This window comes from Sphingobacterium sp. T2 (assembly GCF_000814685.1).
Lineage (GTDB): Bacteria > Bacteroidota > Bacteroidia > Sphingobacteriales > Sphingobacteriaceae > Sphingobacterium > Sphingobacterium thermophilum.
Genome location: NZ_JXAC01000023.1, coordinates 1 through 11,885 on the forward strand (window position 1 = coordinate 1; position 11,885 = coordinate 11,885).

The 11,885-nt window shown below is 40.9% G+C and carries 13 protein-coding genes; 6 read left to right on the forward strand and 7 right to left on the reverse strand.

The genetic code is table 11. The annotated features are described in order from the left end of the window. Positions 1-42: 42 nt before the first annotated feature. From SD31_RS16880 to SD31_RS16895, 4 genes are read right to left on the reverse strand one after another with little or no spacing between them, the layout of a single operon-like run. Positions 43-321, reverse strand: coding sequence for a TonB-dependent receptor plug domain-containing protein (locus SD31_RS16880; protein ID WP_039052910.1), 279 nt, complete (start codon positions 319-321; stop codon positions 43-45). Continuing rightward, complete coding sequence (locus SD31_RS16885; protein WP_039052911.1) at positions 281-577, reverse strand: carboxypeptidase-like regulatory domain-containing protein; 297 nt, start codon at positions 575-577, stop codon at positions 281-283. The genes SD31_RS16880 and SD31_RS16885 overlap by 41 nt, the downstream gene beginning before the upstream one ends. A 23-nt stretch (positions 578-600) precedes the next feature. Further along, the gene (locus tag SD31_RS16890) at positions 601-1,365 is read right to left on the reverse strand and encodes a hypothetical protein (protein WP_197053477.1); all 765 of its coding nucleotides are present in this window, start codon (positions 1,363-1,365) and stop codon (positions 601-603) included. Then, positions 1,331-2,047 carry an IPT/TIG domain-containing protein gene (locus SD31_RS16895; RefSeq protein ID WP_197053478.1) on the reverse strand — a complete coding sequence of 239 codons (717 nt, stop codon included), beginning with the start codon at positions 2,045-2,047 and terminating at the stop codon, positions 1,331-1,333. Before SD31_RS16895 ends, SD31_RS16890 begins: the two co-directional genes overlap by 35 nt. A gap of 531 nt (positions 2,048-2,578) precedes the next feature. Between SD31_RS16895 and SD31_RS19760 the strand changes: the two genes are divergently transcribed. From SD31_RS19760 to SD31_RS14705, 3 genes are read left to right on the forward strand one after another with little or no spacing between them, the layout of a single operon-like run. Then, complete coding sequence (locus tag SD31_RS19760; RefSeq protein ID WP_052258550.1) at positions 2,579-3,154, forward strand: glycoside hydrolase family 76 protein; 576 nt, start codon at positions 2,579-2,581, stop codon at positions 3,152-3,154. Next, positions 3,114-3,566, forward strand: coding sequence for a glycoside hydrolase family 76 protein (locus SD31_RS19765; protein ID WP_082021765.1), 453 nt, complete (start codon positions 3,114-3,116; stop codon positions 3,564-3,566). The genes SD31_RS19760 and SD31_RS19765 overlap by 41 nt, the downstream gene beginning before the upstream one ends. A gap of 40 nt (positions 3,567-3,606) precedes the next feature. After that, positions 3,607-3,813, forward strand: coding sequence for a hypothetical protein (locus tag SD31_RS14705; protein ID WP_197053480.1), 207 nt, complete (start codon positions 3,607-3,609; stop codon positions 3,811-3,813). A gap of 14 nt (positions 3,814-3,827) precedes the next feature. Here the strand turns inward: SD31_RS14705 and SD31_RS16900 are convergent, their stop codons facing one another. From SD31_RS16900 to SD31_RS02005, 3 genes are all read right to left on the reverse strand, one after another. Further along, positions 3,828-4,085, reverse strand: a complete 258-nt coding sequence (locus SD31_RS16900; protein ID WP_231561060.1) for a helix-turn-helix domain-containing protein — start codon at positions 4,083-4,085, stop codon at positions 3,828-3,830. A gap of 176 nt (positions 4,086-4,261) precedes the next feature. Beyond that, positions 4,262-4,591: a response regulator transcription factor gene (locus SD31_RS16905; RefSeq protein ID WP_052258553.1), complete on the reverse strand. Its 330-nt coding sequence runs from the start codon at positions 4,589-4,591 to the stop codon at positions 4,262-4,264. Next, positions 4,575-7,739, reverse strand: coding sequence for a two-component regulator propeller domain-containing protein (locus SD31_RS02005; protein WP_082021767.1), 3,165 nt, complete (start codon positions 7,737-7,739; stop codon positions 4,575-4,577). Before SD31_RS02005 ends, SD31_RS16905 begins: the two co-directional genes overlap by 17 nt. A gap of 217 nt (positions 7,740-7,956) precedes the next feature. Here SD31_RS02005 and SD31_RS02010 point away from each other — a divergent pair, with 217 nt between their 5' ends. The 3 genes from SD31_RS02010 to SD31_RS02015 are packed head-to-tail and all read left to right on the forward strand — an operon-like array spanning position 7,957 to position 11,858. Further along, complete coding sequence (locus SD31_RS02010) at positions 7,957-10,002, forward strand: beta-L-arabinofuranosidase domain-containing protein (RefSeq protein ID WP_039052913.1); 2,046 nt, start codon at positions 7,957-7,959, stop codon at positions 10,000-10,002. A 24-nt stretch (positions 10,003-10,026) separates the two neighbouring features. Beyond that, positions 10,027-10,317: a hypothetical protein gene (locus SD31_RS18055; protein ID WP_231561061.1), complete on the forward strand. Its 291-nt coding sequence runs from the start codon at positions 10,027-10,029 to the stop codon at positions 10,315-10,317. Between the two features lie 50 nt (positions 10,318-10,367). Continuing rightward, entirely contained in the window at positions 10,368-11,858 is a 1,491-nt protein-coding gene (locus tag SD31_RS02015; protein ID WP_231561062.1) for a glycoside hydrolase family 2 protein, read from the forward strand. Positions 11,859-11,885: the final 27 nt, after the last annotated feature.

Consider the following 11,885-nt stretch of genomic DNA (forward strand, 5'->3'; position numbering starts at 1 on the left):
TCACGTTCTATGTTGTCCATCCACACTAAGGCATCCATCCAGTTAGCCTCCACCGAAAGTGGATATTCCTCGAATCCAGAATTCAGATATGTTTTTTCCTGGTTGTTCCGGACACTGCATAGCCATCACTCCCGGAACATTTCCTGCTAGGGCGTTGGTAATACTGGAAGTAGGGTTGGATTTAAGGTCATTGACATTTACGGAGCTTACGGCCCCTGTAGTTACCAATTTCTTTTGTGTTCCTGTTCCTGTTACGACTACTTCTTCGAGCACACTAGCTTCAGCTTCTTCTAATACTATGTTCAGCGTTTTTTGATTCACAAGAAGCACCTCTTGCCTCTTGTATCCAATAAAATTGAAGACTACTAGTTTTATATTGTTCGACCTTAATCTTGAATTGTCCTTTGGCATCAGATACAGTTCCTAAGCCGGGCGCATCTTTGATAAAGATGCTGACGCCTTGCAAAGGTTTCTGGTTTTGGTCTGTCACCACACCGGTCAATTCAAACTTCTCTTGCGCGTAAAGTTGAAAAGTGCAGAGCAACAGTAATATATAGAGTACAAAAGTGCTTTTCATATGATTCTTAGGTTAAAGAATTATTAATCGATTTCTTCCAACGCTATTTTTCGGATACGGTGATTCATATAATCTCCAATATAGAAGGCGCCTTCTTCTTCGTTGTATGCTATTCCTGTAGGTCTGTCGAAGCGGGCTTCCTGTCTGAGGTCTCCATCCACATAGCCGTAAGGGTTATTGTTGAGACTGGAGCTTCCTCGTCCAGCAAAGGTGGTTACGTTGCCTTCAGGGGTTAGTATACGCACGCAGTGGTTGAGCTGGTCGGTGAAATAGAAATCATATTGATCGGGTTTCCCTGCAGCTACATAGTCCGGATTCTTGACGAATACTCCTTGATAGGGTTGGTTAAGTCGTGCGGAAGAGCCTACACCGTCCGCATAGCCGGGGCCTCTTACCTGTCCACAGACCAAATAGGGTTGGTTGAATCTTTTTTTCTCCCAATTATAATCTACACGAAGGATGTAGGATTGGTTGATAACTACTATATAAGCATAATTACCTGTAGGATGAATGATGATTTTGTATTCCCATTGTGGGTCGTGGACAACGAAAAGTTGCTCAAAATCTTTTACTCCCAGTCCCGACTCAAAGTATTTGTTGAGGTCAAAGCGGAAAAACTGTCCTTTTTCATAGCTGTTGAAATATAGCTCACCGTTGACAGGGTGTACGGAAGCACCATTACACTGCTTATAGGTGGTTAATACCTCTCGATCTTGCCAGTTTCTGTCACGCGATAGTCTATAGGTCGCACGGTCATTTTCGCCACCACGGTCTTCGGCCACAATCATATACTTGTGATCTAGGGTGGAAGTCTACACTGCGAGGTCTATCTAGATCGGATCGTACCTTAGTCACGGTGCTGTCTTCAAAGTTGAAGAGATACAATCCATTATTAAAGTCAAACACAGCCCAAAGATGTTTGGGATTGGCTGGGTCGAATTTGAAAAAGGATTGATTCCAAAAACCGCTAGCCATCTTGTTTGGATCAGAATCTTTGAACTTACCATCTTTCCAAGGTTCATCACCGCGTTCGTTGCGGTAACCTATAACTGTGGAAACGACCATTTTGCGTTCATATTGAAAGCGTGTTGTAGCTTTTCCTACTACCTTGTTGTCTTTAGGCCCCACACGCACCTCAATATCACCGCTGAAGGCTTTGCGTGGTACAAGACAATACAAAGCATCACCAGTGGAACTAATTACTTTTGCTTCCTTACCTCCAATCAGCACCGTTATCATAGACGGGTCCGTTCCAAAATTTTTACCGTAGATGATTAAGCGCTGTCCCATTCCTCCCGATTTAGGTTGAAAGTCTTCGACAACAACGGGCTGCATGGGGTCGAAAGGTACAGAGGAAGAAGTCGTGTTCTGTTCTTCCGATTTACATGACCATAGTCCTAAAATCCATATGAATAATACTATGTATTTACGAGAACTATGAGTTACATTGAACATATCATTGTTTCTCATATATCTTATAATTGGTTATCACTAGTCATTCAATAGATAGGATATCGAATGTGCGTTCTGTAATGTTTACAATTGGTTACCGACAGATTATATCGGGATATAATTATTTCTTTTGCGTTACAGTTTATTTAAAATACTTATAGCTAAAATGTCTTTGTGCTAGGATTTATAATTGATTACTCAAATTTAAAGTTAATAATGAAAGAGAGATGAGAGGCAAATTTTCTCATTAGAGAGTTATTTTGTTTCAAATATCTTAGCAAAATAATGCTTATTTTTATATTCCACATTCGGTTAACCAAATACGATTTAGCAGGATAGTAAACCTTAAATATATTTTATTATGAAATTGAGCGTTCGTATCGCCCGCAGGTGGTTGTATGGTCTCCTTTGCTTAGCAACAATTGGATTATCTTCTTTTAATTTAAGTGATAAAAAATTAAATAGTAGTATATCAGTTGATGATTTCTATCGAGGCGCAAATCTTTATGATAAGGCTTGAAGCACTTTTTTGTCTCAGAACAATTTATAATGTATAGATACTATAATCCATTTGAACAGGTACGGGGAGGAGAGAAGGCGAGTGTATGGATGTACACCTCTGCCATAGAAGCCACAAACTCTTTATTAAGGGCTTTATATAAGCATAAAGATTCTATCTCTATTCGTAAAGTTGCTTATTATGAAGGCCTTTTAGAAAAGCTGTATGACAATGCTGCTTATTATCTGGGGACTTTCACATATACTTCTTTTACACAGACCAAAGAATGGACGGTTTATGCGGTCAATAGGGCAGAAGAAAAAGGAAAAGCCAATGTGACGGGTATATTGAATGTATACGACGATCAAATGTGGTTGGTACGTGAACTCCTTGAGTCATATGATTTGACACAGAATAGCAAATATCTAGAGCAGGCCGAATATCTTACAGCATATGTTTTAGACGGTTGGGATGCTACTCGCGATGAAGAAGGAAACGAACATGGAGGAATATCATGGGGGCCGGGCTATGTGACAAAACATGCATGCAGCAATGGGCCTATGATCAGTGCTCTGGTCTGGCTACATGAACTATATAAGAAAAAGAACGATAAGGATAGTCTATAGATATATCGATTCGAGAGACAGAAAGACTCGGAAAGTAAAGAAGCTTCTTAAGAGAGACTATTATTTAATGTTTGCTAAGAAAATTTATCATTGGCAGAAAGGACATTTATTGAATGACCAAGGTGTTTATTGGGATATGATGGGGCAATGTTCGCCGGATTGTCAGATTCGTTATGAAGAGGTAGGAGGACAGAGATATAGGGGGCACACACAATTGTTGAAGGCAACAGGAAAGCCATACTCTTACAATTCAGGGACCATGCTTTCCGGAGCCGTCGATCTTTATCGGGCGACTAAGCAAAAAGATTATCTAGACGATGCTAAGGCTCTGGCAAAAGCTAGTTTCCTTTATTTTGACAAAGGCAGACAAGCAGCTCAAAGGGTACTATTCTTTTCCTACGGATGGTTTTAACAATTGGTTTCATACCGTACTGCTAAAAGGCTATACAGCTTTGCTGCCCTACGATCCTTCGGTATTAACATATGTGCAGGCTTTTCGGGTAAACCTCAACTATGCTTATTCTAATTATTATAAGGATGGGATACTGCCTAGGGATTTATTAGGCGGCTGGGATAAGGATTCCCGGAAGAACAATGTAGAAGGCATGTTTATGTTTTCGTATGTAACCCAATATGCGTTGTTTGCCACTTATCTTTAGTCAGGTATAGCCTGTTATGATTTTTTGTTTTGAAATTCACTAGGCGTAATACCAAACTGTTTTTGAAAGTTTCGCGAAAAATGCTGTGCCGAGCTATAACCGAGCATATTGGATATTTCGTATATCTTAAGGTTACCTTGGGCAAGTAATTCGGCGGCTCTGCGCAGTCTTGTGAGATTAATCAACTCATTGGGTGAAAGGCTGGACACTACATTTATCTTTCTGTAGAGGGTAGGACGGCTCATACAAAGGATATCAGCCATTTTATCCACGTTGAATTGGGGATTGTCTAAGTTTTGGAGTATGATTTCTTCGATTTTTTTGAGAAACTCCTTGTCATTTTGATTTTGGCCAATCTGTTGTATTTGCGAAGTAGGATTTTTAATGAAGAATTCTTTGATGCGGGTTCTGTTTTTCAGAAGACTGGCCAGCTGTGCTCTTAGAAAGGCTAATGAAAATGGCTTTTCAATATAGCGTCCGCGCCCTGTTCAAGACCTTTGATTTTGGATTCCAGTGTGTTTTTTGCTGTAAGCAGGACGATAGGTATATGTGCTAAGCTCATGTTGGATTTTACCTTTTCGCAAAACTCAAAGCCATCCATCTCGGGCATCATCACATCGCTGATTACGAGGTCGAAGTTTTCCTGTTCCATCAAGGTGTATGCATCTACCGCACTTGTACATTTGGTGATATTATAATCTTCTGCCAAGTCGTCGGCAATAAATTCCAATAATTCGACATGGTCGTCTATCAACAAGAGATTAGCTTTCGTATTCATAGATATGAGTTTGGTTTAGTGGTAGTACTAAAGTAAAGGTATTCAAATTTTTATTATCTACTTCATATTTTAACGTTCCGTGGAGTTTAAGTGCCAAGGATTGGCTTAATGCTAAGCCCAAGCCGCTTCCCGGAATGCTTTTGCTTCGTTGCAATCTGCTGAAGGGTTCAAAAATATAGGCTCTATCATCTGGAGGAATGACCTTTCCGTCGTTTTTTATCGTGAGAATCAATGACTCTCGCTTGTCATCTTGCTGCAGTACTACTTCAATATACGCATGTGAATATTTCAGAGCGTTGTTCAATAGATTTGTGCAAATTTTTTCATAAGCTTCTACATCTATATAGCATTCCAGATGTTGAGGAATGGAAGAGCGCAGGGTTTTATTTTGAGATTCCAACGTTACCTTAAAATCGGTTATTATATCTTGGGTAAGCAGACCTATATTTTTTTTCTCAAATTTGAATTTGAATGCCTTATTGTCTACCTTTCTGAAGTCCAACAATTGGTTGCTCAATTCTATTAGCCTCTCTGTGTTGTTTTGAATTGTTTGGAGTAATTTGTCCGTCACGGGATTAGCAGGAATTTTCAGGATTAACTTCTCCAAAGGTGCTTTTATCAGGGTTAACGGCGTTCTGATTTCATGTACCACATCGGTATAGAAGTCCATTTTAGCTTGATAGAGTTGCTGTTCACGAAGGTTTTGGATTTTCAGCAGGTGTTGCTGGTTTCTTTGTTTGACTTTCTCTTTGAAGTGATAAGCTATAAATGCTATCAGCCCGATGAACAGAAGAGCATATATGATAAAGGCAGGTATACTAGCCCAGAAAGGAGGTAAAATTTTTATTTTCAGTGTTCGTATAGAAGAGATGGGGTTGCCGTTAGGGTCTTCTGCTTTCACGACAAACTCATAAGTTCCGGGCAATACTTTGGTAAAATGTGCTCTGTTGGCTTGCGTCACTGTCACCCAATCCGTATTGACGCCTACAAGTTTGTAGCTATAACGTATGGACTTAGGAGCATCATACTGTAAGGCCGTAAAATCCAAACTAAAGGATGATTGATCGTATTTCAATACCACTTCATCCGTAAAGAGAATGGATTGTGTGAGAACAGTGTTTTCTGTTCTGAGGTCTATTTCTTTGTTATTTACCAATAGTTTGGTAATGAAAATCGGCGTGTTTGGGTTGTAATTGATTTTGTTAAGCTTTTCGGGAGAGAAGCGTATTAACCCGTTTATGGTGCCAAAATAAAAGGTACCTTCTCCATCATCGAATGCTGAATTATAGTTGAACTGTATAGCAGGTAGCCCGGATTCTAAGTTAAACAGGCGATGATGTTGTGTTGAAGGGTTATAGCGTATTAATCCTTTGGAAGTACTAATCCAAAGGTTGCCTTGTCGATCCTCTAGGATAGCCAGTACAATTTTGCTGGGAAGATGGAGGCTCACCGCTTTCAGCTGATGCTTCCCACTTTTATCTTTGATGATTCTTGCCACTCCTCCCTCTGTGGCTACCCATATCGTGCCTTTACGATCTTGAAATAGGCAGTTAATCTTATTGTTAGGTAAAGAATTATCTTGCTGTGGGTCATGCACAAAATGTATGTGCCCCGGACTGTCGGGATTATACATGTAAATACCGTCTCTCCAGGTGCCAAGCCATATGTTTCCTTCCCAATCTTCCGTAATAGTGGTATAGGAATTATTCAAGGGAACGTTGGTAATCTCTTGGAAGGTGTTGGATTTATGATCGAACTTATAGTGTCCTTGCGTAGAAGCAACCAACACTTCTCCCTTACGGTTTGTGTAGAAATAGTATAAAAAGTTGCTTTTCAGGCCGGAATTGTTCTTACCATCGGGTTCGATGTGGGTGACAACCCTTTTCTTATTGGTATCGAAGATGTCCATGCCATATACAAAGGTGCCTAGCAATATTTTTTCGTCCAGTGGAAGTAACCCATGAATATTATTGTTGGTGAGAGCAGCATTGTGTTCGCTATAGTTTTCAATTTCTCCTGTCGAGGGATTTAATTTGCTAAGCCCTCCGTTTTCAGTTCCTAGCCATATATTGCCTTGCTTGTCTTTCGCTATGATACGTACTACAGTACCTAAAAGCTGCCCCCCTTGTTTGGAAGACATGAATTTCTCGATGAGGTTGTTGTTTTCATTATAATAATTGACGCCACCAAAGTAGGTTGTTAGCCAGATGCCGCCATCCCTGTCTTTAACGATACTGTAGAGCGCGTTGTCCGAAATTCCCCAAGGGTTGTCTTCCGACTTGCGGATATTGGTAATTTTTTTTGTATCCGTATGATAAATAAACAATCCCGATTCGGTGGCAAACCAGTATTCGTGGTCGTTCTTTATAAGGATATCACGCACATATAAGAATTGATTCAGCTGCTGTAATCCTAAAAACCAATCGACTTTTTTGTCATATAAGGTTAATCGGGCAACCCCGGCCTTTGCCGTGCCGATGATAAGGTTACCGTCCTTATCTTCCGTTATTTTTTGGATGCTGTACCAATCTGAGTTGCCGTAAAGTTTTGAAAAGTCAATGATTTCGGTATAGCAACCTTTATCGCTGACGGCGAAAATCTGTCCACTTATGGTTCCTAAAAATATTTGTCCATTTTTCCCGCAGTGAAGAGCCGTGGCCGAAATACGGTTATGGATTCTTTCGGTAGCGTTTTTTTGTGGTATATGATGATGAACTATACCATCAGCAATAAACCAAATAGTATTATGGTTATCAATGACGATGACAGGCACATCCGCATTTGCAAATTCTTTGTTTAGCAACCGGAAAGATTCTTTGAATGGATTGTAGATGTATATACCTTGGTCCGTGCCTATCCAGATATTTTTATGCTCATCTTCAACCAAAGAAATGATGTTGTTGGCTATGGTGTTTCTTACCTCATTGAGAATGTCAAAATGTTTGAAATTGTTGCCATCGAAACGGTCCAGACCATCCTTTGTTCCAAACCATAGAAAACCAAAGCTGTCTTGCATACTGCAGATAACCGTATTGTTGGATAGCCCGTCGTTTATCTGATAACGGTTGAAATAATAGGGCTGGGCTTTACCGTGCGGTAAACATCCCAAGAATATGACCCAACAAAACCATATCTTTAGTCTGTACATCTATCTGGCTGTTGATTTATAATTGGTGATAAACTTTTTCTTCGTGATGTCTATTATTTCAAAAATAGATAATCCTTTTAATTAAAAAAGGAATTGCAAGGATAAAAACGTATTGATACAAAAAGATATTTTTTTGAGATAAAATGCTATTTTTCCTTGCTAATGGCTGATTATCTTTGATAAACAATAGAGATACTAATTATAAACCTTTCTATCCATGCTAAGACTTACATTTTTAAGTGTATTTATGGTCCTTGTTTGTGCTGTAAGCCGGGGTCAGCAGGAAAGTGCTGAGTCGGTTTATGCGTTGCCTATTACCCCTACAAATGTCAATTATGTCAACAACAAGGCTCCATTACGTAAAAATGTTTTGATTAAACTTCCGGTAGGAAGTATACGTCCGGCAGGATGGTTAGGAAGATACCTAGAATTACAGCGGGATGGCTTGACAGGAAAGCTTGGAGAGATTAGTGCTTGGCTTAATAAGAAAAATAACGCTTGGCTCAGCAAGGACGGCACGGGCGATTACGGCTGGGAGGAAGTACCTTATTGGTTAAAAGGATATGCCCATTTAGGCTATATCCTGAGAGATGAGCAGATACTAAAGGAGGCGCAAATATGGATAGAAGGTGCTTTGAACAGCCAGCGACCAGATGGTTATTTCGGACCTCTAATTTTAAAACATAACAAGCCGGACCTCTGGGGCAACATGATCATGCTATGGTGCCTGCAATCGTATTATGAATATAGCGGAGACCAACGTGTGATAACGCTGATGACCAGATATTTTAAATGGCAGCATAGTCTTCCGGATAGTTTTTTCTTGAAAGATTATTGGGAAAATAGTCGAGGAGGAGACAATCTTCTTTCGGTATATTGGCTTTACAACAGAACGGAAGGTAATGAGTGGCTGCTAGAACTGGCAGATAAGATTCATCGCAATACGGCCAATTGGAGAAAGCATAACGATCTTCCCAATTGGCATAATGTCAACATAGCTCAAGGCTTTCGTGAGCCGGCGACTTATTTTCTGAAAAGTCATGCCCAAGAAGACCTGTTGGCGACCTATCGTAACTTTAATTTTGTCAGGGAGATTTTCGGACAGGTGCCGGGAGGTATGTTTGGCGCCGATGAGAATGCCCGTCCGGGATACACGGATCCACGTCAAGGCGTAGAAACCTGTGGAATGGTAGAACAGATGGCTTCCGACGAAATTTTGTTGGGAATAACGGGAGATCCGTTTTGGGCAGACCATGCGGAGGAGGTGGCCTTCAACACCTATCCTGCTGCGGTAACAGCAGACTTTAAAGCCCTAAGGTATATCACTAGTCCTAATATGACTATCAGCGACAGCCGCAATCACGCTCCAGGTATAGAAAATAGTGGCCCTTTCCTGATGATGAATCCTTTCAGTTCGAGGTGTTGCCAACATAATCACAGTCAAGGATGGCCCTATTATGCCGAACATCTTTATATGGCGACGAATGATAATGGCATCGCAGTGGTGCTGTATGCGGCTTCGACAGTTAATGTCAAAGTAGCTCGACAAGAGGAAATTCAGATAAAGCAAATATCCAACTATCCTTTTGAGGAAAGCATCCGCTTTGAAGTGATAACCAAAGGAAAGAGAGTAAATTTTCCTCTTTACCTTCGCATCCCCCAATGGGCTCAAAATCCTCAGGTGTCGGTCAATGGTAAAGTCTATAGTGTGAGAGAGGGAGCCAAATATTTTAAGGTTGATCGTGCATGGCAGGATGGCGATAAAGTGATAGTTCATTTGCCAATGCATATCACCTTCAACAGGTGGGAAAAGAATAAAAAATCGGTAAGTATAAGCCGTGGCCCTTTAACCTATTCACTCAAGATCAAAGAAGAGTATGTACCCAAAGACAGTAAATCTTCGGCCATAGGGGACTCGCGATGGCAGGAAGATGCCGACGCCAGTAAATGGCCTTCCTACGAAATCCTACCCGGCAGCGAATGGAACTTCGGTATTGTGGAAAGTGAGCTGCAAAATGTCCATAAGCTCAAAGTCGTAACACGCGAATGGCCAAAAGATTCCTTTCCTTTTGAGGCGGATGCTGTACCTATATCCATCTTTGTGAAGGCCAAGCAACTAAAGGAATGGGGTATAGACCGTTATGGTCTTACGGCAGAACTGCCGGAAAGTCCTATCGTTACAGAAACCAAAGAACAACTTATAGAACTCATACCTATGGGAGCAGCACGCCTCAGAGTATCTGCATTCCCGGTAGTCAACTAACATTATTACAATTAAAGTATTCAGATGAAAAAGAAGATTTTATTAGCATGTTTATTGCTGGCTTCGCAGTTCTCTTTTGCCCAGGATTGGAAGCCTGCAGGATCCAAAATTATGACCTCTTGGGGGGAAAAGGTGAACCCCGAAAATCCTCATCCGGAATATCCAAGACCTATGTTGGTCAGAGAAAACAATTGGCAAAACCTTAATGGATTGTGGAATTACGCCATCACTGATGCCGACAGAACAGCATTTCCGGAACAGTGGGAGGGTAAAATCCTAGTGCCTTTTGCCGTAGAATCGGCCTGTCAGGGGTAGGTAAAATTGTAGGGAAAGACAAAGCTTTATGGTACCACCGTACAATAACCTTGAACAAGAATGTCAATAAAGATAATATACTCTTACATTTTGGTGCTGTAGACTGGCGCTGTGACGTCTATGTCAACGGCAAGCATGTAGGAACGCATGAGGGCGGCTTTGATCCTTTTACCATGGATATTACTTCCTTTGTGAAGAAGGGTGCTAAACAGGATATAATATTAAAAGTATGGGATCCAACCGACGATGGTCCTCAACCTCGTGGTAAGCAGATAAAAAATCCGCATGGTATATGGTATACCCCAGTTACTGGAATATGGCAAACGGTATGGGTCGAGAGTGTGCCTAAATCCTATATTGTTAAGACCAAGCATACTCCGCAATTTGATGCAAAGAAACTGACTGTAGAGTCTTTCGTCACCAATGAAAATGCAGGTGACCAGATAAAGGTAGTGGTGCTCGACGGACAACAAGAGATTACGCAAAAGACAGGTACTGTCAATACCGCTTTGGAAATCGATGTGCCTAATCTTCAGGCTTGGTCTCCTTCTAATCCTAAGCTGTATGATTTGGAAATACTACTGCTTCGAAAAGGTAAGGTTATAGACAAAGCCAAAAGCTATTTCGCGATGCGCAAAATTTCGATGCAGAAAGATGCAAACGGCATTCAACGTATGATGCTTAACAATGAATTTGTCTTTCAGTTTGGACCTTTAGACCAAGGATGGTGGCCGGATGGTTTGCATACAGCACCATCGGACGAGGCATTGAAATTCGATGTTATCAAAACTAAAGAAATGGGATTCAACATGATCCGCAAGCATATAAAGGTGGAACCTGCACGCTGGTATCGTCATTGCGACAGCGTAGGAATATTGGTATGGCAGGATATGCCAAGTGGAGATTTAGGAGGTAATGCTTGGGATATGCAGCCGGGAAAAATTTCTGGAAATAACAGAGATAAGCAACGTTCGCCGGAATCTGAAAGCTACTATCGTAAGGAATGGAAAAATATTATGGAGTCCTTACACAATTATCCGTCAATTGTCGTGTGGGTGCCTTTCAATGAAGCTTGGGGACAATTCAAAACCAAAGAGATTACGGAGTGGACCATGAACTTCGATACATCACGTCTGGTAAACAGTGCCAGCGGCGGAAACTTTATGTATACAGGACATATCCTTGACATTCACAATTATCCTGATGCGGCTATGCCTGACCCACACGTCTTTGGCGATAAGCAGATCTTGGCTCTTGGAGAGTTTGGTGGATTAGGACTGCCTGTGGAAGGTCATACATGGCAACAAAAAGACAATTGGGGTTACCAGACCTTCAAAAATAAAGAAGAATTATTTAATCGCTATAAACAGCTGATCGATAAGCTGGATAAATTAATTCCTATGGGGCTTTCTGCGGCCGTGTATACGCAGACTACGGACGTAGAGGTAGAAACCAATGGCTTGATGACATACGACAGAAAGGTAGTTAAAATTCCTGAAAGTGAGCTATTTAAAGTGCATAGTAAATTATACAAACATTAAAACCTAAACCGGTCTCAAGATTAAATG